Source organism: Dolichospermum circinale AWQC310F, assembly GCF_000426925.1.
Taxonomy (GTDB): domain Bacteria; phylum Cyanobacteriota; class Cyanobacteriia; order Cyanobacteriales; family Nostocaceae; genus Dolichospermum; species Dolichospermum circinale.
Genome location: NZ_KE384673.1, coordinates 54,534 through 73,158, shown reverse-complemented (window position 1 = coordinate 73,158; position 18,625 = coordinate 54,534). Strand labels below are relative to the sequence as shown.

26 protein-coding genes are annotated in these 18,625 nt (G+C 37.5%); 11 read left to right on the top strand and 15 right to left on the bottom strand.

Features of this window, described 5'->3' with window-relative positions:
• Positions 1 to 181: 181 nt before the first annotated feature.
• A complete protein-coding gene (locus ACIR310F_RS0107260) occupies positions 182 to 805 on the top strand; it encodes a 4Fe-4S single cluster domain-containing protein (protein WP_028083248.1) in 624 nt (207 codons plus the stop codon).
• Between the two features lie 289 nt (positions 806 to 1,094).
• Here the strand turns inward: ACIR310F_RS0107260 and ACIR310F_RS0107255 are convergent, their stop codons facing one another.
• The gene (locus tag ACIR310F_RS0107255) at positions 1,095 to 1,520 is read right to left on the bottom strand and encodes a DUF2887 domain-containing protein (RefSeq protein ID WP_028083247.1); all 426 of its coding nucleotides are present in this window, start codon (positions 1,518 to 1,520) and stop codon (positions 1,095 to 1,097) included.
• 301 nt (positions 1,521 to 1,821) lie between these two features.
• On the opposite strand from ACIR310F_RS0107255, the gene ACIR310F_RS0107250 reads away from it, so the two are divergent.
• The 5 genes from ACIR310F_RS0107250 to ACIR310F_RS0107230 all read left to right on the top strand — a co-directional run bounded on the left by ACIR310F_RS0107250 (position 1,822) and on the right by ACIR310F_RS0107230 (position 4,084).
• Positions 1,822 to 2,424, top strand: coding sequence for a hypothetical protein (locus tag ACIR310F_RS0107250; RefSeq protein WP_028083246.1), 603 nt, complete (start codon positions 1,822 to 1,824; stop codon positions 2,422 to 2,424).
• A gap of 142 nt (positions 2,425 to 2,566) precedes the next feature.
• Positions 2,567 to 2,839, top strand: a complete 273-nt coding sequence (locus ACIR310F_RS0107245; RefSeq protein WP_028083245.1) for a hypothetical protein — start codon at positions 2,567 to 2,569, stop codon at positions 2,837 to 2,839.
• A 28-nt stretch (positions 2,840 to 2,867) separates the two neighbouring features.
• A complete protein-coding gene (locus tag ACIR310F_RS21810) occupies positions 2,868 to 3,116 on the top strand; it encodes a hypothetical protein (RefSeq protein ID WP_071604801.1) in 249 nt (82 codons plus the stop codon).
• Between the two features lie 330 nt (positions 3,117 to 3,446).
• Positions 3,447 to 3,704 carry a type II toxin-antitoxin system Phd/YefM family antitoxin gene (locus ACIR310F_RS0107235; protein ID WP_028083244.1) on the top strand — a complete coding sequence of 86 codons (258 nt, stop codon included), beginning with the start codon at positions 3,447 to 3,449 and terminating at the stop codon, positions 3,702 to 3,704.
• On the top strand, positions 3,701 to 4,084 hold the full coding sequence (locus ACIR310F_RS0107230; RefSeq protein WP_028083243.1) for a type II toxin-antitoxin system VapC family toxin: 384 nt from the start codon (positions 3,701 to 3,703) through the stop codon (positions 4,082 to 4,084). The genes ACIR310F_RS0107235 and ACIR310F_RS0107230 overlap by 4 nt, the downstream gene beginning before the upstream one ends.
• Positions 4,085 to 4,495: 411 nt before the next feature.
• On the opposite strand, the gene ACIR310F_RS0107225 is transcribed toward ACIR310F_RS0107230, so the two are convergent.
• The 6 genes from ACIR310F_RS0107225 to modA form a co-directional block, all read right to left on the bottom strand.
• On the bottom strand, positions 4,496 to 4,915 hold the full coding sequence (locus tag ACIR310F_RS0107225; protein ID WP_155963664.1) for a hypothetical protein: 420 nt from the start codon (positions 4,913 to 4,915) through the stop codon (positions 4,496 to 4,498).
• An 85-nt stretch (positions 4,916 to 5,000) separates the two neighbouring features.
• On the bottom strand, positions 5,001 to 5,315 hold the full coding sequence (locus ACIR310F_RS0107220) for a hypothetical protein (RefSeq protein ID WP_028083241.1): 315 nt from the start codon (positions 5,313 to 5,315) through the stop codon (positions 5,001 to 5,003).
• A gap of 285 nt (positions 5,316 to 5,600) precedes the next feature.
• Positions 5,601 to 5,987: a hypothetical protein gene (locus tag ACIR310F_RS0107215; RefSeq protein WP_028083240.1), complete on the bottom strand. Its 387-nt coding sequence runs from the start codon at positions 5,985 to 5,987 to the stop codon at positions 5,601 to 5,603.
• 126 nt (positions 5,988 to 6,113) lie between these two features.
• Positions 6,114 to 6,413, bottom strand: coding sequence for a tetratricopeptide repeat protein (locus ACIR310F_RS0107210; RefSeq protein WP_028083239.1), 300 nt, complete (start codon positions 6,411 to 6,413; stop codon positions 6,114 to 6,116).
• Positions 6,414 to 6,473: 60 nt separating this feature from the next.
• Positions 6,474 to 8,270 carry a molybdate ABC transporter permease subunit gene (gene modB / locus ACIR310F_RS0107205; protein WP_028083238.1) on the bottom strand — a complete coding sequence of 599 codons (1,797 nt, stop codon included), beginning with the start codon at positions 8,268 to 8,270 and terminating at the stop codon, positions 6,474 to 6,476.
• A 528-nt stretch (positions 8,271 to 8,798) separates the two neighbouring features.
• Positions 8,799 to 9,593 carry a molybdate ABC transporter substrate-binding protein gene (gene modA, locus ACIR310F_RS0107200; RefSeq protein ID WP_028083237.1) on the bottom strand — a complete coding sequence of 265 codons (795 nt, stop codon included), beginning with the start codon at positions 9,591 to 9,593 and terminating at the stop codon, positions 8,799 to 8,801.
• 249 nt (positions 9,594 to 9,842) lie between these two features.
• Here modA and ACIR310F_RS0107195 point away from each other — a divergent pair, with 249 nt between their 5' ends.
• A complete protein-coding gene (locus ACIR310F_RS0107195) occupies positions 9,843 to 10,100 on the top strand; it encodes a DUF7219 family protein (protein ID WP_028083236.1) in 258 nt (85 codons plus the stop codon).
• 100 nt (positions 10,101 to 10,200) lie between these two features.
• Positions 10,201 to 10,530 carry a carbohydrate porin gene (locus ACIR310F_RS0107190; RefSeq protein WP_028083235.1) on the top strand — a complete coding sequence of 110 codons (330 nt, stop codon included), beginning with the start codon at positions 10,201 to 10,203 and terminating at the stop codon, positions 10,528 to 10,530.
• Between the two features lie 132 nt (positions 10,531 to 10,662).
• Here the strand turns inward: ACIR310F_RS0107190 and ACIR310F_RS0107185 are convergent, their stop codons facing one another.
• The 5 genes from ACIR310F_RS0107185 to psbH form a co-directional block, all read right to left on the bottom strand.
• Positions 10,663 to 11,496 carry a M56 family metallopeptidase gene (locus ACIR310F_RS0107185; RefSeq protein ID WP_028083234.1) on the bottom strand — a complete coding sequence of 278 codons (834 nt, stop codon included), beginning with the start codon at positions 11,494 to 11,496 and terminating at the stop codon, positions 10,663 to 10,665.
• A 2-nt stretch (positions 11,497 to 11,498) separates the two neighbouring features.
• Entirely contained in the window at positions 11,499 to 11,918 is a 420-nt protein-coding gene (locus ACIR310F_RS0107180; RefSeq protein ID WP_028083233.1) for a BlaI/MecI/CopY family transcriptional regulator, read from the bottom strand.
• 92 nt (positions 11,919 to 12,010) lie between these two features.
• Positions 12,011 to 12,655 (bottom strand): aminoacyl-tRNA hydrolase, encoded by a 645-nt coding sequence (gene pth, locus ACIR310F_RS0107175; protein ID WP_028083232.1) that lies wholly within the window; start codon positions 12,653 to 12,655, stop codon positions 12,011 to 12,013.
• Positions 12,652 to 12,912, bottom strand: coding sequence for a TatA/E family twin arginine-targeting protein translocase (locus ACIR310F_RS0107170; protein ID WP_028083231.1), 261 nt, complete (start codon positions 12,910 to 12,912; stop codon positions 12,652 to 12,654). Before ACIR310F_RS0107170 ends, pth begins: the two co-directional genes overlap by 4 nt.
• Positions 12,913 to 13,048: 136 nt before the next feature.
• Positions 13,049 to 13,252, bottom strand: coding sequence for a photosystem II reaction center phosphoprotein PsbH (psbH, locus tag ACIR310F_RS0107165; RefSeq protein ID WP_028083230.1), 204 nt, complete (start codon positions 13,250 to 13,252; stop codon positions 13,049 to 13,051).
• 168 nt (positions 13,253 to 13,420) lie between these two features.
• Here psbH and psbN point away from each other — a divergent pair, with 168 nt between their 5' ends.
• On the top strand, positions 13,421 to 13,558 hold the full coding sequence (gene psbN, locus ACIR310F_RS0107160) for a photosystem II reaction center protein PsbN (protein ID WP_015083402.1): 138 nt from the start codon (positions 13,421 to 13,423) through the stop codon (positions 13,556 to 13,558).
• Between the two features lie 163 nt (positions 13,559 to 13,721).
• Here the strand turns inward: psbN and ACIR310F_RS0107155 are convergent, their stop codons facing one another.
• Positions 13,722 to 14,795 (bottom strand): hypothetical protein, encoded by a 1,074-nt coding sequence (locus ACIR310F_RS0107155; RefSeq protein ID WP_028083229.1) that lies wholly within the window; start codon positions 14,793 to 14,795, stop codon positions 13,722 to 13,724.
• Positions 14,796 to 14,847: 52 nt separating this feature from the next.
• A complete protein-coding gene (locus ACIR310F_RS0107150) occupies positions 14,848 to 16,005 on the bottom strand; it encodes an aminotransferase class V-fold PLP-dependent enzyme (RefSeq protein WP_028083228.1) in 1,158 nt (385 codons plus the stop codon).
• 96 nt (positions 16,006 to 16,101) lie between these two features.
• Between ACIR310F_RS0107150 and ACIR310F_RS0107145 the strand changes: the two genes are divergently transcribed.
• The gene (locus tag ACIR310F_RS0107145) at positions 16,102 to 17,217 is read left to right on the top strand and encodes an ABC transporter permease (RefSeq protein WP_028083227.1); all 1,116 of its coding nucleotides are present in this window, start codon (positions 16,102 to 16,104) and stop codon (positions 17,215 to 17,217) included.
• Between the two features lie 130 nt (positions 17,218 to 17,347).
• Positions 17,348 to 18,007: a Uma2 family endonuclease gene (locus tag ACIR310F_RS0107140; RefSeq protein ID WP_028083226.1), complete on the top strand. Its 660-nt coding sequence runs from the start codon at positions 17,348 to 17,350 to the stop codon at positions 18,005 to 18,007.
• Positions 18,008 to 18,049: 42 nt separating this feature from the next.
• Here the strand turns inward: ACIR310F_RS0107140 and ACIR310F_RS0107135 are convergent, their stop codons facing one another.
• Complete coding sequence (locus ACIR310F_RS0107135; RefSeq protein ID WP_028083225.1) at positions 18,050 to 18,625, bottom strand: Uma2 family endonuclease; 576 nt, start codon at positions 18,623 to 18,625, stop codon at positions 18,050 to 18,052.

Sequence of the window (18,625 nt, the reverse complement as noted above, 5' to 3'; positions counted from 1 at the left end):
CGCCTTGGTTGAAAGAAAAAAATCTCAACTTATGTATTTGTTAGCATTAGTTAGCAAAAAAGTATCGGAAGCCAAAAGTGAGAAAAGCTGATATTTTCTTTTGATTTTTTTTCTCCACAGTTTTGGAGAGTCTCGTTATATTAGCAAGTAATAGGAAAAGTTGAAAAGGAGTTGACAAAAGATGGAAACCAAGCGCATGAACCCATCTCTAGGACTCGCGGATATTCCCCCCGGCTATCTTAATATTATGGGTTATGTTGACCAATCGGAAGTTAATGGACCAGGTTGTCGGGCTGTTGTCTGGGTACAAGGCTGTAACCGTGAGTGTTCCGGTTGTTTTAATCCTGACTCTTGGGCATTTGAGATTAATGATTTAGTGGCTATTGATACCTTGGCTGCAAGTATTCTCAAAAATCCCCATAATACGGGTGTAACTTTTTCTGGGGGTGAACCATTTTGGCAAGCGCCGGCATTAACGATTTTAGCCAAAAAGTTAAAAGCAGCGGGTTTAAATATTATGTCTTTTACTGGTTTTACACTCCAGCAATTACAATCTAATTCTGCCCCTCCAGGTGCAAAAGAATTATTAGCAGAATTAGATATTTTGATTGATGGTCCTTTTGTAAAATCTCTAGCAATTAATTCTCCTGATTCTCCGGTTTCTTCTAGTAATCAAAATGTGAATATTTTTAACCCAGAATTTGCAGATAAAATCACTTGGGCTAGTGATCAAATTGAGGTTCACATTCTCAAAGATGGTAATAGAATTGTTACAGGTTATCAAGGTTTATTGGAATTAAGTTAATTTTAGGGAGGCTGAAAATCAAGATAATCAAGATATATATTTCAGTCTCTCCCATTTATGAGAAAACCCTAAATAAAATTAGTTATAGTCAAGAAAAGGTAAGTTGTACAACTTATTTAAAATAATACCTCTTGGCAGCAGCAGATAGTCCGCTGGTTTTATATTTAGATAATAATGTAAGCTATCTCTAAACGGGCGATCGCATTTTAGAGATGTAGGAAATGCGATCGCACTTCCTATAAAATAGCTTTTGTCAATCAGCTAAAATACTCAAAATCTTGATATTTTTCTACGCCTTGTCAGTGTTCTCCTGTGCGGACAGCCTGACAGATTCTACGTTAACATTGAGTTTTTGAGCAATCTCTTCTACGCTCATTCCTGTTTTTAGTAACAGGGGGACGGTAACTTTCAACATTTCAGCTTCCCGCTCTTCTCGACCTTGTTCCCGACCTTGCTCTCGACCTTGTTCTCGACCCTCAGCTTTGGCTTCTTGATAAACCCTTGTTTCCTCTAAAGTCACTCCCAGCATAGCTTCTACTTCCTCTCTACTCAAAGATGAAAACTTGTAAACAGCATCAATCCTAAAAGCGGTTTCTTTCACCTCAACTGACTCAAACCGATAGTTTTGCGCCTGTTCGGGGCGATTATCAACGAGTTCAAATATTAACGCCGGAAATCGCTTGAAAATTTGGTAATAAATGGAGTCACGTTTCACTAATATATCGAAATAGGTAGATTATTTGAGGATTGATTCTAGTAGAAATTTTCCTATCACTAGTGTAGCCCATAAGTAAGTTGACAAAAAAAATTCAAGGTATGTGAAGAAAAGCAAGCTCAAACTCTTTCCCCCTGCTCCCTGATCCTCTGCCTTATCCCAACGACAATTTTTAACGCTCACCTACTTATTTTGTCAGCGATGTCTACGATGGGCAGTGTCAAGCCCTCAATTTCCCATTATCAAGGCGATCGCTTTTCGGTAAAATATCTTTATATTACCAATTATCGAGAAAACTTTTATGCCTTATAGTAAATTTACTTTGAGTAAAGCTGTAGATGATTTTCAACTGACAATTGTTGAAGGAGATCGCTTTCTACCAGAGATTTCCCCATTTAATCCGAGTCCTTTGCTCAAAGATACATTGAAAGAAACCATACCTTGGGCAGTTGCAGTAGGTAGTGAAAAAGCGCGTTCTGAAGGCATTATCAATCCCGTTTTACTAGAAGTCAAACGTCAGCTTCATGGACAAATTAGCGTCTTTTCCGGCGAAGAGTTCAACGTACAGCCAGAGGTTGATTTGACGGGTTATGTTGATTTTCTGATTAGTCGCTCTCCAGAACAATTGTATATTAAAGCCCCGGCTGTGGTTTTGGTGGAAGCGAAGAAAGAAGACCTGAAACCAGGACTGGGACAATGTTTAGCCGAAATGGTAGCAGCACAACGCTTTAATCAACAGAAGCAGCAGCCGATTTCCACAATTTACGGAACGGTGACAAGTGGTACGGTTTGGCGGTTTCTCCAACTAGAAGGACAAACAGTAACCATTGACTTGAATGATTATTCACTACCACCAGTTGATCAAATTTTGGGCTTTCTGATTTGGATGTCCCAGAATGGCTGAGGTAGGCGTTGGGGTTGTTGGGTCAGGAAGTAGCGATCGCTCTTTGGTAAAATGGCTTTCGTGAAAGATAAGCGATCGCTTATCGCTCTTTGGTTAAAATTCAGCTAAAATAATTAGAGAGCATCAAGGAGGTGTAATAATCATGCAGGCTATTTTTTGGACTGTAGAAGAAGTTGCCCAAAGAGCTAAACACTTTTATGAAAATGGCATTCGTCAACAAGTGGAATGTGATGATCACATTGGACAAATGATTGTAATTGATGCGGAAACTGGCGAATACGGAATTGATAAAACTGGTGTAGAAACAGCATTAAAGTTAAAGCAAAAGAAACCAAATGCCAGATTATTTACGATGCGGATTGGTTATGATGTTGCTGTCAGCTTTGGAGGAGCGATTGAGCGGACTGTCAAATGATTTACGGAAGATTAATTGATGGCAGATTGTGCCAGTAATTTTTCGTTTACAGACACAACCAAATTTTTCTATTGATTTTATTATTGATACTGGATTCAACGACCATCTTACTTTACCACCACAAGCAGTCAGTGCGATGAATCTACCGTTATATTCGACTACCCTTGCCAGATTAGCCGATGGGAGGGAGACGTTGTTATCTATACATTTAGCAACCATTGTTTGGGACAATCGAGAAAAAGTAGTCCCTATTTTAGCATCTGGTTTTAAACCTTAGATTGATTTTGAAGACAATGGTTTAGTTTCCTTAGAACAAATCCCACCTTTTATTTCATAGATTTAAGATGAGGAGCGATTCCTACGGAGCGCTTCGCTATCGCCTTCCACAAATCAGAAAAGCGATTCCTACGGAGCGCTTCGCTATCGCTCTTTGGTAAAATGACTTTGATGAAAAATAAGCGATCGCTCTGAGGTAAAATTGCTTTGATAGAAGATAGGCGATCGCTTTATCCCTACAGGGAAGCAAGCTACTTTTAATCTGAAAGGTAAGTTACGCCTTGGAAAGATTAAGCTATAATAGACAAATATAATGTTCAAAGTAACAACTATGTCAACCAAAACACTGGATATTCAACAATTACAAATCAGCGTTAGTCAATTACTATCCTTGATTCAAAATGACCAAGAAATAGTAATTACTAATGGGAATACTCCCATTGCTAGATTAACTCTACTTAATTCTATTGAGCCAAATGTCTGGGAATCAGAAAATACTCCACTTCCCGGATTAAACTTAGGTGCAATGGTCATGAGTGATGATTTTGATCAACCTTTATCCGATGAATTTTGGTTGCAAAATCCATGAAATTACTGTTAGATACACATACTTTTGTTTTTTGGGATAGTCAGCCATCAAAACTGTCTCAAAGAGCCTTAGAGCTATTGACGAATAAAGATAATCTTAGATTATTGAGTGTTGTTAGTCTCTGGGAAATACAAATTAAACAGCAGTTAGGTAAACTAACATTAAATAAAACTTTAGAAGAAATTATTCTTATTCAACAAAATAATTACATCGAAATATTACCAATTACTGTTGCTCATATTTTAGCTTTAGATAGTTTACCCCTGTATCATAAAGATCCTTTTGATCGGTTATTGATTGCTCAAGCTAATAGAGAAAATGCTGTGCTGATCAGTTGTGATTCTGTTTTTGCTAATTACTCAGTTCAAGTTGAATGGTAGTTGATTTTGTTTGCTAAAAAGCGATTCCTACGGAGCGCTTCGCTATCGCCTTCCACAAATCAAAAAAGCGATTCCTACGGAGCGCTTCGCTATCGCTCTCTGGTAAAATGTCTTTAAGTCAAGATTAGGAATGATCCCTCTCTGGGATAAGTAGGGCGATCGCACTGCGGTAAAATGGCTTTGATGAGATATGGGCGATCGCCCTCCCAAATTCCCCAAAGCGATAATTAGCTATCTCTCCACAAAAAAGCGATCACGTGGCTCTGGGTGCCTAAGCACTTCTGTAAATAAAAAGCGATCGCACTCCCCCATCTCTCATAAAAAAAGCGATCGCACTGAGCAGTCCAATTATCAATAGATTTTAAGATGCACTAACCCTGTTGGATTATTTGGTTTCTTTTGTCTATACGGTTACCGCTCAGGTATACGGTTAAATTGGTTTGCAAAAGGTGCTTTCAACAAGTCTTTACCACCATATTGGTAATATTCCAATGTCACAGTAATTTTTTCAAGTGCTTGCGCTATGTACTTAGTTCTATCATGAATTATTTGATTCCAGTCACTAAGTGTGGGTTGATTGGTGACTACTCCCAGGGGTCGGGATACCTTGGCTAAGAAATTTTCTAACAGAGGACTTTGTATGTAGTTATTTCGAGTGAACCGAATGTAGGCATGAGGAGGAAGTCCATTTCTATTTTGCTCATCTGCGTTTAACTGATTTCTCAGCGTGTTGAAAGCTCCTGGTTCAACACGATTAGAATGATGTATGTTACGGTCTATTTGCCCTCCGGCTTTCTCTATTACCTTCATCTCATCTTCGGTTATGTTCATGATAAATAAATCGCCAGCCATTTAATTTCTCCTTGTTGATCATTAAGCTTTTGAAAAGTGGTCAGGCAAGGGATGAAGTAAGAACTTAATTTATGATTAGCTGTTGTACAAAGATGTACACAGGAGTATCTCGAAGAGGAGCTTCATTGATAAAATTTATATATGAAAACTGTGAAATATCGTATGTTTGAGTTTCAGTTTGACCTGGTTGAAGAAGTAGTGGGGGCAGTTGTTGACTACCAATTAGTATACCAATTTGCGCTGGTTTAGTAGGGTTTAGGTTTCTGAAAGAAGCTTCCAGCTTGATACCTGGAGCAAAGCCGATTGTATAGCTTTGCTGTACGTCAATTGTGGCAAAACATGGATTACTAATATTTAGTGTATGGCTATAAGTAGTCATGGTATTGATTGATTAGAGATAGTTCTTCAGAACTTAGGGGGAAAAGAAATCATTTCAAAATGGAAGAGGGTTAAACCCCGTTCAAGTCTAAGTTGAAACCTATAGTTCCAAAGGGTAGGTCTATTATTCTGTTATATTCTAGTGGTAGGGGCAGGTTTAGTCGATAGGTTATCACTGAAAACGAATAGCTTATATACAAAACCCACCCCTAATTACAAAAAACTAAAGTTCTCAAGGTAGACGGGGTTTATCAGGCGTATTTTGTGAAACGACTGACTAACCTAACTACCTCACAGATATAATTAAGGAAGCGTCAGCACCCACCACAGCAGCATCGTTTATGAAAAATGCAGTAGTAGCACCACCAGTTGGATAACTTTGGGTAGTTATTTGACCAGGCTGTAAGTTTACTGATGGTAATGGTGTAGCTCCAATTGTTTGCGAAATCTGCACTGGATATCTAGCGGTCAAGCTCTGGTAAATAATCCTTAGTTCCGCCCCGTTATCAAAAAACACGTCCACTGAATCCTTGGCCTTAAGAGTTACTTTACAAGGAGTTGCAGAATCAATAATACATGTGGTGGGGGCTGCACTAGCACTATTTACTACAAAACCAAAAGATACAACAAAGGCAAACATTAGTGTCGCCAAAAAGCTAATTGTACGTTTCATGTTCAAAAGTCCTTTATGAGTTGAATTTGATTAGTGGTTTTTCTTCCCACATCTCTTAAACGTTTCCCAACCCAAATTTGTGAATTTTTCGAGTTACAGGCAAATTTTCTCCCCAAAAATCCACCCTCAACCCCCCGAAGCCTTCCTCACCTTACTTTTCAGTCGCTTCAAGCTCTTCTCCACTTCCCCACGAGCCGGATACAATAACTGCTGACTTAAAGCACTTTCATAAGCCCGTCTAGCCCCTGATTTATCACCCAAACCCACTAAGGCTCTCCCTAACCAGTAATCAGCTATAGCCGGGTTAAACACCCTTAATTCCTGATATTCCTCACAAGCTACTTCCCACCATTGTTTACTAGCCTTAACATCCCCCAGCACTTGGTAACTCTCCCCCAGCCACACCGCAGCAGGTACAGATTGCAAATAACCCCCCTGCTGGTAAAAAAGGCCATTCTCCTGTAGTCAAGAATAGCTACAGACTATTTACTCCATTAAAAGTAACCGAGAAGGTTCTAACTGCACATACCAGGGAAAAGATTGATCTTGAATATTTACCCATTTTTCTTTATAAATTTCCCCTTGTAAATGATAATCATTGGCATGATTACCAACAGAATGTAATTTAAGAAATACTGTCATTCTGTGAGGTGTTTCACTGGTACGAACTAAATAACAAGGAAATGTATTTACTTGCTGAGGATCTTTTGTAAAAATCAAATGATGAGCGCGAATACCAACATAAGACAATTCTGAAGGAATTTTTTCTCTAACTTCAAGAGTACAACCCCAATCAATTGCTTCTATTTTTTGAGGTGATAAAATATTAGCACGAGAAAAGTTTTTACAACCTGTAAGTTGAGCAACATTTACACTCGCAGGATGTTGAAAAATCTCATATTTAGAACCATAATGAGCGGCTTTTCCTTGTTCTAATACTAACAAATGGGGACATAAACGATAAGCCTCTTCCATATTATGAGTAACAAACAAAGTTACACCAGAATAATCAGCCAGGATTTCTGTAACTTGTTGTTCTAATTGACTGCGTAAATGGGTATCAAGGGCAGAAAATGGCTCATCTAAAAGTAATGCTTCTGGTTTACTGGCCAAAGCCCTAGCTAATGCTACCCGTTGCTGTTGTCCCCCGGAAAGTTGGTGGGGATAGCGGTTTCCAAATCCTTGTAATTTCATGGCTATTAATTGCTTTTCTACCTCTGTTTTAGTATCTATATATTTTGGTATACCAAAGGCGATATTTTGGGCTACAGTAAGATGTGGGAATAAGGCATAATTTTGGAATAAAAACCCAATCCGTCGTTGATAAATGGGAATATTAATGTTATTTTCTGAGTCAAATAATACTCTATTATTTAAAATGATTTGTCCTCTTGTGGGTGTTTCTATGCCTGCTATACAACGCAAAATTATACTTTTTCCTGCGCCAGAACCTCCCAACAATCCTAGTGGTTGATTATTGGTATTAAAGGCAATTTTTAGATGAAAATTATCTAGTCTTTTTTCGATATTTAAAAACAAACTAGCTAAGGAGGAATCAACTAATAAAGAAGAGGATTTATTTTCTAATTCTATCGGTTTTATTGATGATTTTGTGAGTTTGTGTTTATCCTGAAATTCTTGCCAAAAATTACCTAGAGTAATACCTGAAAGGGAAATGATCATCATGGCAATTGACCAAAACCAAGCTTCATTTATTGCCCCAGATTCTACTGCAAAATATATGGCCATGGGCATCGTTTGTGTTTGTCCAGGAATATTACCTGCTAACATTAAAGTTGCCCCAAATTCACCCAAAGCCCTCGCAAAAGCTAAGGTTGTGGCAGCTACAATGCCTGGAAATGCTAAGGGTAAACTAATGCGCCAAAAAATTGTCAATTCTTTAGCACCCAAGGTTCTCGCTACTCGCAGAAGATTAGCATCAATTTGGCTAAAAGCTCCGAGTGCAGTTTTATACATTAATGGGAATGAAACTACTGTAGCGGCGATGGCAGCACCATACCAAGTAAAAACAATTGTGGTATCATAGGGTTCTAAAAGTTTACCAACTGGACCATTTTTACCAAAGAATATCAGCAGTAAAAACCCAACTACTGTAGGTGGTAGAATCAACGGTGCAACAAATATACCCTCAATTAAAGATTTACCTTTACCGCGATATCCCAACATCCAATAAGCAGCAGATATACCTAAAAAGAAAGTGATAAAGGTTGCGAGTAAAGCCGTTTTCAATGATATCCAAAGCGGTGATAAATCCTGTGGCATAGTTTCTTTGATAAAATTTTTATACTTTGACTACATAGTTAAACTGTTTGATTTAAATCAAATTAGTTGGTATTATACCCTAAAGCAGAAATAATTCAGTAGCACACCACCAATAAAATTGGTAGAAGTCTCCAATTTTGGAAGTTTGTGCTGGGACTATTTTTCGTGTTAAAAAACGTCAGGGAAGATCGAAAATGCAAGAGCGGGCAAGATGCCCGCACCACAAGAGTTTCATGATTCAACTTTGTACCTCATCAGAATTGAAATGTCAATAGATTTTGGATTGACTTCACCAAACAAGTGTAGAGCTTGAGGATTTTAGATTGGCGATTTTTGATTAATTCCGTCCAGAAGGAACGGGGAACTTGTACCGAAAATTCCCAATTCAAAATCTAAAATCTAAAATTTTTCGGTCAGGATTCAGGTGGTTTAATAAATCCTGGGTAATATCCCCGACTTCTTTATTTAATCCTATAAATAAATTCTGATTTATTAAAAAAAGTCGGGGATCTAAAATTTCACCGATGATTAAGGCAGAATAAACCCATATTTTTTGAATACAGCCTTGGCTTGATTGCTAGATAAAAATTGGGAAAATTCTTTAGCAGCATCAACATTTTTGCTACTTTTAATAACTGCTAACGGATAAATAATGGGAGAGTGGTATTTTTCATCGGCTGTAACTACAACTTTGACTTTATCAGAGATTTTGGCATCAGTTATATATACTAAACCTGCATCAGCATTACCAGTTTCTACAGATGCTAAAACCTGACGCACGTTATTCGCAAACACCAGTTTTGATTTAATTTCTGACCAGATTTTCAACTTTTCTAATACTTGTTGTCCATATTGTCCTGCGGGTACACTTCTGGGTTCACCAATGGCGATTTTTTTGACTTTTGCATCTTTAAGACTGTAGAAACTAGTGATACCAACGGCATTTTTAGGGATTACCAAAACTAATTTGTTTTTAGCAATAATATTCCGAGTTCCTCCCACCAAAAGTCCTTTTTGTTCTAAAGCATCTACTTGTTTTTTCGCCGCAGATATAAAAATATCCGATGGTGCGCCTTGTTCGATTTGTTGCTGTAATGCCCCTGAACTACCGAAGTTATAACTAATATTGACGTTTGGTTGACTTTGTCGGTATAGGAGTTTAATTTCTTCCAGGGCTTCTTTTAAACTAGCAGCGGCGGACACAAGCAAGGTTGAGTTTGATTGTGCTACAACAGGGGCAGAAGTTAAGGTTGGTAAGCCAATTGTTAGTAGCAAAGCAGCTAGGGCTGTAGTGATTAAGACTAGTAGTTTTCTTCTTTTGATGGGTAAACTGGACTGAGAGAAATTTTTACTCATGGAATTGACACTCGGCATACTTTTACCAAGATTACCATAACACTTACCAATAAAGCTGGTAAATGTTTTCTGAAGAAATTGCAAAAATTGTATTGTCAATTACTTTTTTTCCACTAAGCCTAGAGGATAATTACCAACTTAATTGGTTATACTACGGCTCTAAAATCCTATTGGAAAAATGAGCCTTTTTTTACTAGCTGATGGATGTACACGACAATGCCAAAAGATTCTGATTTTTTAGCTAATTTAACCGATTTTCTGTATCCTCGCTATAAATATTCCGGTCAATTGCAGCCAGAGTATTTGATTTTTAACTCTAGTTTACAGGAATTTTCCCAACGGGTAAGCTATATTTGTAACCTGCAAACTGCTGGTAAGCTGTCACCAGAGGATGCTTACACTCAAATTCAAATGCTTTGGAAGCAATTAAAAACCGCTAAAAAACAAATTTTACCAACCATAGAAAATTTGTAGCCTTTGCTCCAGAGTACCAATTTAGTTGGTATTAATACGTACCTACTAAGTTGGTATTAAAGATTTGAGGTGTGAGGTAAATGTCTACTTTTCTACGGAATTGTGGATTACTCCGTTATTGATTGCTGTTAATTTACTGCAACAGGAGTTTGCAGATGGATTAGTAGAAATACGGAAGAGGATAAATGGCTTGGAAAATCGGACTGCTGTACTAGAAAGTCAACAATTTTCCCCTACTATTAAGTTAAGTGGGGAGGTAATTTTCAGTCTTGGGGGTGTTTTTCGTGGGGATAGGGCGTTAGACTCTGACCGCTGGCGGACAATTAATGTGGACCCCGCAGCGGGTCGAGAAGGGGTTAAGGAGGCCCAGTATACTCAGGGGGACGTAAACTCGAAGATAATACTATTTTTAGCGATCGCATTCGCCTGAATTTGGTGAGTAGTTTCACGGGTAAAGACCAGTTGTTTACTCGCTTAGAAGCTAATAATTCTCTTGACTACGTTCCGATTTTAATTCAATTTTGGCTTTTCCTTCCTCTCTAGAAAATAGAGAGGAAATAATTCAAGTGTGAAATACGACTGTAATTAGGGGGAGAAAGGCGAGGAGAAAAATCCGCCAGGATGGTAATTGTGCTGCTGATATTGGTTCAGGTGGTGTTAATAAAGCTTCGATTCTTTGTTCCAAGCGATCGCCAGCACCTAAAGCAGCACAGCAGACATCGGATGTGATTGGGTTATTGCTTACGACTAATAACAATGATTCTGCCAATACCAACGGATCTACTTGAGATGCAGCGTAACTATCAGCCCGTAACTCACGTAAAACTAACAACTCTTGCCATAAAGGTTCTGTATTGGGCAACAATGCGGTACAGGAACGCATCCAACCCAGCCAAAAGAACCAGAACGTATCCCTATATTGATAATGCCCTTGTTCGTGGGCTAAGACGCTTTCTAGATGGATTGGGGAAAGGGTTTCTAGTAATCCTTCACTGACGACTAACTCCGGTTGCCAAAAACCAATTTGTCCGGCAAATAAAGCCCCTGTTTGTAGGATTCGGACTTTTTTACCATTCAGATTCAGTTGGGGACATTCACGAGCGGATTTAATCGCCTTCCAGCCACCCAAAACAAGTTTAAGCCCTAAGATGTTAAAAAATCCCAGAGAAATTAATGCTAGGATATAACTGAAAGAATTGGTATACATTCCGCCCATTTTCCCTTGTGTACCCATACAGACTACAGCGGTAACTGTCATGAAGATCAGTAAAGGAGGAAAGAGGAATAAAAATAGGGTTTTTTGCCATCGTAAATGCCAATTACCTTGGGGTATATTACCAGAGGATCTTAACCAGTAAGCAACGGCAACAGCGGTGATTATCATAAATAAATGCATATTTATTTTTCTCCTCTGGCTTCCCGTGCGGCTTGAATGCGTTTTGCGATCGCTTCTATTTGATCAGTCGCAGCTTGATCTAGACTATCAGCAAATGCGGCAATTATATCAGGATTTCCTACTGCTAAAAATCGCTGTAATTGTTCATGAGCTTTGATCACTTCTGCTTGTTGTTTAGTCAACAATGGCCGCCAATAAAAGGCTTTTCCTTGCTTATCACAAGCTAACCAGCCTTTTTCCGTGAGACGACGGAGAACGGTAGTAACGGAGGTATAAGCTAATTCACGATCTGGATCTGCTAGGATGCGATCATGTACATCTTTAACTGTTGCTGAACCTAGTTCCCACACGATACTGAGAATTTCTGCTTCTAGTGGACCTACTGATAACTGTTTGGGACGATAATCGGGTAAGGGAGTCATGTTGATAATTTTGGATATTTTTTCTATTTTTACATTTTTTATCTTTAATTTTTTCAACTTCATTTTTTCAATATTTTCATATGACATTTTACTCAAGATTCAACACCTGCAAAATTCTGAGTATTGCAAAGATTCATCGTCTTTTCTACACCTTGTTTAAAACTAAATTCTACACAATCAACGACAAAGTTTAAAACTTGAGACATCACTTTATTTTCAGCAGTAGAAAATCGTCCTAAAACGTGAGCAACAGTATCAGACTTATCCCCATCTATAGCACCTTTCGGTTTACCTATACCAATTCGCAACCGTGGGAAATTTTGAGTATTCAAATGGGAAATAATGCTTTTCATACCATTATGTCCACCCGCAGAACCAGACAAGCGTAAACGCGTTTTTCCCAGAGGTAAATCTAAATCATCATAAATGATTAACACGGATTCAGGAGGTAATTTATACCAATTCGTTACTGCTTGTATAGCCTGTCCTGAAAGATTCATATAGGTTAAAGGTTTAAGTAAGCGGATTTTAACGCTACCTGGTGCAGTACCTTCACCAAACTCGCCCTGAAATTTGCGATTTTCAGCTACAGAAATTTGCCAAGCACGTGCTAAACTGTCTATAGCTGCAAAACCAATATTATGGCGAGTTTGGTCATATTTAGGCTCTGGGTTTCCTAGTCCGACAATTAGCTGGGGAATTACTAAAGTCGGTTGTTTTACTTCTCCCTCCTTCATCCTTGTATATTTTCCTGCTGGTGTTTTCCGGCTTCGATGTGTTTAGGCTCTAGTTCAGCTGTTGTTTGTACAGTTTCTTTTAATTGTTCAGTTTCTCGTTTGAACTCAGTTTGAAATTCATTAGAAGCTTCTTGGAAACTGCGAATGGTTTTCCCTAAACTGCGGCCAATTTCTGGTAACTTCTTTGGACCAAATATCAATAGTGCTACCACCATAATTACCGCCATTTCTGGTAAACCGATACCAAATATATTCATCTTCCTCTCCTATAAACCTAGAAGGCTTCTTGCTATATAGTTTAATTTTATCGCTATTTTTCGGAATTTTTTATGAATAACAAAAACCCGGACAAGCCGGGTAGATTGTCATTTTAGCTTCATAACTGGATGACCATTAGCCCCCTAAACTACGCCAATCAACAAGTACATCTTGAATTAGCAGAGACTTGTTGTAGACTTGGAGGATAATGAGCAGAAATACGAAAAATAAACCCATAAACACAGCCATTAAAGGTGTCGTTCCCCAACCTGGGGACACTTTACCATACTCAGCATTTAAGGGTCTGAGAACATCCCCTAACCTAGTCCGTTGTGCCATAATTCACCTAAGATCAGTAGCAAAAGCTTTTTTTAATTTTATTGGCATTTGATAAAGACATTATAGATGAAATTGGCAAAACCTCAAAATTGAGGAGTCCGATAGGTTATTTAAGTTAAATTTTGTAATATTCTATAAATATTGATCTCATAATATGTAACTAAATTTATGGACTTAGAACCCGCTACAGTGCTGGGAATTTCCTTTTGTGCGGCACTAGTGGCTATCACTGGTATGGCAATTTACACATCCTTTGGACCCCCAAGCCAGGAATTAGATGATCCCTTTGATGATCACGAAGATTAATGAGTTGCTAATTTAACATAATGGTGGGTAATACCCACCTAAAATCCTCAACTATTTGATACTTGAGTAAAAACTAGGCCGCTATATGCTGTGTGATAACTATTTTCTGGAGATGTTTATAACAAAGTCCAGTTTCTATAGCAGAAGTCGGGAATCTAAATACTTAGAAATAATCTATCACAGTTTTAGCTATTGTTTCATTGCCATCTTTATTTATTACCTGTTTTTGTTTTGGTGGTTGGGGTAACTGATATAGAAAATCCCAATCACCTTGAAAAAATTCCGATGTAGTGATAATTTGATGATGATTATAATTAGTAATTCCTGCTAACATAAAAGCTGCTTCGGCAAAATCATCACGGGGTATAGTTACTACTGGTACATCTAAAAGCGTCGCTTCTGAAAATGTCCCATAACCCGGTTTAGAGATAATTCTCCCACAAATTGGCATAAAATCTACAGGACGATATTGACGATTTGTAACTTTAATTAAGTTCGGTAAATCTGGGGCTAAAAAATCAAACGTCATAAATTGCCAATCGGGAAATCTGCTAATATTGGTATAGGGAATTTGTTGCACACCATAACCGCCAAATGTTAGTAAAATGGTTTTTTCTGGAGGTGTATTTATTCCCCAATTGCTGCGTAATTCATCAATAGAAAAACGGGGAGAACCACCTGTTAAACCTACGTCGGTAATATGGGGAAAAGCTGACATAGGTTCATGGAAAGGAAGACGAAATAACCGGTTAGATTTTGCGTACCAATTACTAATCCAATCAGCAATTTCTATAAATTCTCCTCCCCAGTCTCGATAAATTAAATCCCAACCAAAGTTACTGATCATCCAGCAAGGAATATTCGCAGCTTCAGCAAATCCAGCAGCCAGAAAAGGAATATCTGCTAAAATCAAATTAACACGATTTTGACGAATAAAATTAACTTCTGAAGCAATTAAGGATTTGTGATTTTTTTTGATTTCTCGCAATTTTTCTAAAGTCGCTGGTTTATCCATGATCAAACTATCAATTTGAATCACGCCTAAATCAAACGCCCGTTGACGTAAAATAAAATCACCTTCTATATAGGATTCTAGTAACCAACGCGGTGCAGTAGTTACCAAAATCAATAACGCTTCCGGGCATAATTTTTGAATGGTATTAGCTATAGAAGCTGTGCGGGTAGCATGACCAAAACCATGATTAGTAATGGCTATATATATAATTGGTCGTTCCATGATTTGAAAGGTAAAAGGTAACAAGAATTTGTGTCAGTTGGGTTTCTTTGCGTTAACCCAACCTACTGGAGATCACTGTTATTAATTGATCAATTTCTGATTCTAATGTTAGGTAATGAACACTCACACGAATACAATTAGGATTAGCAATTGTTCTAGTTAAAATCTTTTGTGATTCTAGATATTGCACCAATTTTAAACTAGGTTGATTAGTTAATTGAAAGGAAACTAATCCACTTTCTGGAGGGGAATTTTTTAAACATTTGACATCAGATAAAGAGTTTAATTTTTGCCAAAGATATTGACTATTTTGGCAAATTCTCTCATATCTTTCCTCTGCTGTTCCCCACTGTTCATGAATTGTAATTGCTGCTTTTAAACCCACATATAATGAAGTTGATAAAGTAGAAACCTCATATCTGCGCCCATCTGGTTGCCAACCCGTTGGTTGTGCTTGACTATTTGTAATAACTCCATTTAAACCAATAAAAGTAGGATGTAGGCTTGATCTTGCTTCGGGAGAGACATATAAACCACCCACACCAGCAGGACCGCATAACCATTTATGACCAGTAAATGCGTAAAAATCCACACCCAATGCGGTTAAATCCAAGGGAAGAACACCCACGGATTGGGCTGCGTCTATCAATAACAGGGATTTATTGCTTTTACATACTTCTGCAATTTTGTCAATAGGTAGAACTTGACCAGTATTCCACAAAACATGACTTAATACTACTAAGCGGGTATGGGGACGGAGATAATCAGCAATAATACTGGTAGGATCTCCTGCGTTTAAAGTAGCCATTAAGGGACAGGTAGTAACTTCTACCGCAAATCTACGGGCAATTTCCCTAGCCGTAGCGATGACTCCAGGGTGTTCACAGTCGGAAAGCAATAGATGATCACCAGCGTGCCAATCAATACCCCACATGGCAATGTTACAACCTACGGTAACATTACCTGTGAGAGTAATTGTGTCACTTGGCACATTTAATAAAGATGCGATCGCTTTTCGGCTGGATTGTATTTGCGGTGATATCCAACTATACGCTTCACTGCCAAAAGGACCGATACTTTGAATATGTGCCTGAGATTGAGCAATAGTATCCATAGCCTCTTGGGGCATAGGTCCCTGTCCTCCGTAATTAAAATAAATTTTATTACTTAAAGCCGGAAATTGAGCGCGGTGGAGATGCAAATTGTTCATAAATATAGAGTTGTAGTTTTTTGTCTAATTTATTGATATATACTTTGATCAATAAATAATCAGCATCAATCAACATCAAATTTTACATCAAAAACTATGAATTGGTGGCAACGACTCAACAAAAATCCTCTAGCACGATCTGGGGCAATTGTCCTATTATGTTTCTATTTAGCAGTGATTGCGGCTGATTTTATCGCTCCTTATAACCCTTATGATTCACAAGCCAATGGTTCATTACTCCCACCTACTCCCATTCATTGGCTATCTGAGTCGGGGCAATTCATTGGACCTCATATATATCCTACAATACAAGGTGATACTAATTTAGAAACTGGAGAGAGAAAAATAATTGTAGACAAAACAAAACCTTCTCCATTACGCTTATTTGTTACTGGACCAGAATACCAATTATTCAAATTCAGTCTTTCCCTACCGCCAAAATGGCAAGAGATCACAATTATTCCTGGAATTTCCTTAAATTGGCATTTGTTTGGCGTTATTGGTGACGCAAAATTTAATATTTTGGGAACAGACGAACAAGGACGAGACCAGTTTAGTCGCTTGTTGCATGGTGGTCGTATTAGTATGTTTATTGGCATTTTTGGCATCATTGTCACCTATCCATTGGCGTTGTTTATTGGTGGTATTTCTGGCTATTTTGGTGGTTTAATTGATAGTATAATCATGCGTTTAGCAGAAGTTTTGATGACCTTTCCCAGTATTTATTTATTAGTAGCACTATCAAGTATTTTGAGTCCAAAATTAACCAGCACTCAGCGATTTTTATTAATTATCTTGATCACTTCTGTAATTAGCTGGGCTGGTTTAGCCAGAATAATTCGCGGACAGGTATTATCAATCAAAGAACTCGAATTTGTGCAAGCTGCAAAGGTAATGGGTGGTAATCCAATTTATATTATCATTCGTCATGTTTTGCCGCAAACTGCTACTTATATTATTATTTCTGCTACTTTGACAATTCCTAGTTTTATTGGTGCAGAAGCCGTATTAAGTTTGATTGGCTTGGGGATTCAACAACCAGATCCTTCTTGGGGAAATATGCTTTCTTTAGCTAGTAATGCTTCTATTTTAGTATTACAACCTTGGCTGATTTTACCACCAGCAATCTTAATTATTATCACTGTTTTATCTTTCAATGTTTTAGGTGATGGTTTGCGAGACGCACTTGATCCTCGTAGTGTAGAAAGGTAGTAGAAAGGTAGGTTGGGTTAAGCGACAGCGCAACCCAACACAATCTTTAATCATCAGGTTTAATAATGTTGGGTAACCAATCCAACCTAGGCAATGATATAATAGAAGGGTAACTACTTGGTATCACATCATGATGATTACTCAAGAATTAGAACTTAAAGAAAACATCTCTCAAGATGTGATTTTTCCCCCCAGTGATTTATATAGTGATGAACCTACCGTGGAAACAGAACTACATTTAAGACAAATAATTCTCCTTTTAAAATGTCTAGAATGGTTATGGAAAGATAGATATGATTTCTATGCTGCGGGAAATCTCACCATTTACTATAGTCCTAATCAGAAAAAATCAGAATATTTCCGAGGTCCAGATTTCTTTGTTGTGCTAGGAACAGAACGCAAAACTCGAAAAAGTTGGGTAGTTTGGAATGAAGAGGGAAAATACCCTAATTTTATTTTAGAGATTCTTTCACCAACTACAGCAAATACAGATAAGGAATATAAAAAAGAACTTTATCAAAATACTTTCCGCACCCCGGATTATTTTTGGTTTGATCCTTATACACTAGAATTTGCAGGTTTTCATTTATTAGATGGAAAATATCAAGCTCTAGAAGCAAATGAAAAAGGACATTTATGGAGTGAACAATTAGATTTATATTTGGGAATTGAGGGAGGATTATTAAGATATTTTACACCAGAAGGTAAATTAGTTCCTACTCCAGAAGAAACCGCAGAACGTTTAGCAGCAAAATTGCGAGAATTGAATATAGATCCTAATACAATTTAATAATCAGGTTTAATAATGTTGGGTTTCGTTCCTCAACCCAACCTACTGGAAATTTACACCTTCATAAATATCGCTAAAAGGAATTTGAAAATCTATTGATTTTAAAGACAATATATCATTTACTGATTCATATTCAGTTAATACCCATTGTGCTTCTGCATTTTTAGCAAATTGTTCAATAAAATATTCATATTGGTTAATCATAATATATTCTTTCAATTCAGGAAGAGAACGATAAAATCTAAATTTGTCGGTTCTATCATAATTTATAGTTGATTTAGATAACACTTCTACAATCATTAAAGGATTTGTTACTTGAGTAGTTCCAGTTCCTTGATATGTTGGTTCTCCTTGAATTACCATAATATCTGGATAAGTATATATTTGATAACGCTCTATCCATAATTTAACATCACCCATATAAATCTTGTAATTTTGATTCCGCATTTTTAATTTAAAATGTAGATAAAAATTACCTGCAATTTCATTATGATTTGTAGTTCCACCAGTCATAGGTATAATTTCCCCGTGTATATATTCATTTTTAAATTCTGATTTTTCCTCTAGTTCTATATATTCTTCTGGAGTGTAATATTTGCTGGATGTTTGAACTTGCAT

What these genes read in the sequence shown, in the direction of transcription:
- ACIR310F_RS0107145 (WP_028083227.1), top strand. Translation starts at nt 16,102, where the DNA reads ATGAATTGGTGGCAACGACTCAACAAAAATCCTCTAGCACGATCTGGG.
- ACIR310F_RS0107195 (WP_028083236.1), top strand. Translation starts at nt 9,843, where the DNA reads ATGCCAAAAGATTCTGATTTTTTAGCTAATTTAACCGATTTTCTGTAT.
- ACIR310F_RS0107135 (WP_028083225.1), bottom strand. Translation starts at nt 18,625, where the DNA reads ATGCAAGTTCAAACATCCAGCAAATATTACACTCCAGAAGAATATATA.
- ACIR310F_RS0107245 (WP_028083245.1), top strand. Translation starts at nt 2,567, where the DNA reads ATGCAGGCTATTTTTTGGACTGTAGAAGAAGTTGCCCAAAGAGCTAAA.
- ACIR310F_RS0107220 (WP_028083241.1), bottom strand. Translation starts at nt 5,315, where the DNA reads ATGACTACTTATAGCCATACACTAAATATTAGTAATCCATGTTTTGCC.
- psbH (WP_028083230.1), bottom strand. Translation starts at nt 13,252, where the DNA reads ATGGCACAACGGACTAGGTTAGGGGATGTTCTCAGACCCTTAAATGCT.
- ACIR310F_RS0107260 (WP_028083248.1), top strand. Translation starts at nt 182, where the DNA reads ATGGAAACCAAGCGCATGAACCCATCTCTAGGACTCGCGGATATTCCC.
- ACIR310F_RS0107250 (WP_028083246.1), top strand. Translation starts at nt 1,822, where the DNA reads ATGCCTTATAGTAAATTTACTTTGAGTAAAGCTGTAGATGATTTTCAA.
- ACIR310F_RS0107235 (WP_028083244.1), top strand. Translation starts at nt 3,447, where the DNA reads ATGTCAACCAAAACACTGGATATTCAACAATTACAAATCAGCGTTAGT.
- modB (WP_028083238.1), bottom strand. Translation starts at nt 8,270, where the DNA reads ATGCCACAGGATTTATCACCGCTTTGGATATCATTGAAAACGGCTTTA.
- ACIR310F_RS0107225 (WP_155963664.1), bottom strand. Translation starts at nt 4,915, where the DNA reads ATGAACATAACCGAAGATGAGATGAAGGTAATAGAGAAAGCCGGAGGG.
- psbN (WP_015083402.1), top strand. Translation starts at nt 13,421, where the DNA reads ATGGACTTAGAACCCGCTACAGTGCTGGGAATTTCCTTTTGTGCGGCA.
- pth (WP_028083232.1), bottom strand. Translation starts at nt 12,655, where the DNA reads ATGAAGGAGGGAGAAGTAAAACAACCGACTTTAGTAATTCCCCAGCTA.
- ACIR310F_RS0107140 (WP_028083226.1), top strand. Translation starts at nt 17,348, where the DNA reads ATGATGATTACTCAAGAATTAGAACTTAAAGAAAACATCTCTCAAGAT.
- ACIR310F_RS0107155 (WP_028083229.1), bottom strand. Translation starts at nt 14,795, where the DNA reads ATGGAACGACCAATTATATATATAGCCATTACTAATCATGGTTTTGGT.
- ACIR310F_RS0107150 (WP_028083228.1), bottom strand. Translation starts at nt 16,005, where the DNA reads ATGAACAATTTGCATCTCCACCGCGCTCAATTTCCGGCTTTAAGTAAT.
- ACIR310F_RS0107215 (WP_028083240.1), bottom strand. Translation starts at nt 5,987, where the DNA reads ATGAAACGTACAATTAGCTTTTTGGCGACACTAATGTTTGCCTTTGTT.
- ACIR310F_RS0107170 (WP_028083231.1), bottom strand. Translation starts at nt 12,912, where the DNA reads ATGAATATATTTGGTATCGGTTTACCAGAAATGGCGGTAATTATGGTG.
- ACIR310F_RS0107180 (WP_028083233.1), bottom strand. Translation starts at nt 11,918, where the DNA reads ATGACTCCCTTACCCGATTATCGTCCCAAACAGTTATCAGTAGGTCCA.
- ACIR310F_RS0107230 (WP_028083243.1), top strand. Translation starts at nt 3,701, where the DNA reads ATGAAATTACTGTTAGATACACATACTTTTGTTTTTTGGGATAGTCAG.
- ACIR310F_RS0107185 (WP_028083234.1), bottom strand. Translation starts at nt 11,496, where the DNA reads ATGCATTTATTTATGATAATCACCGCTGTTGCCGTTGCTTACTGGTTA.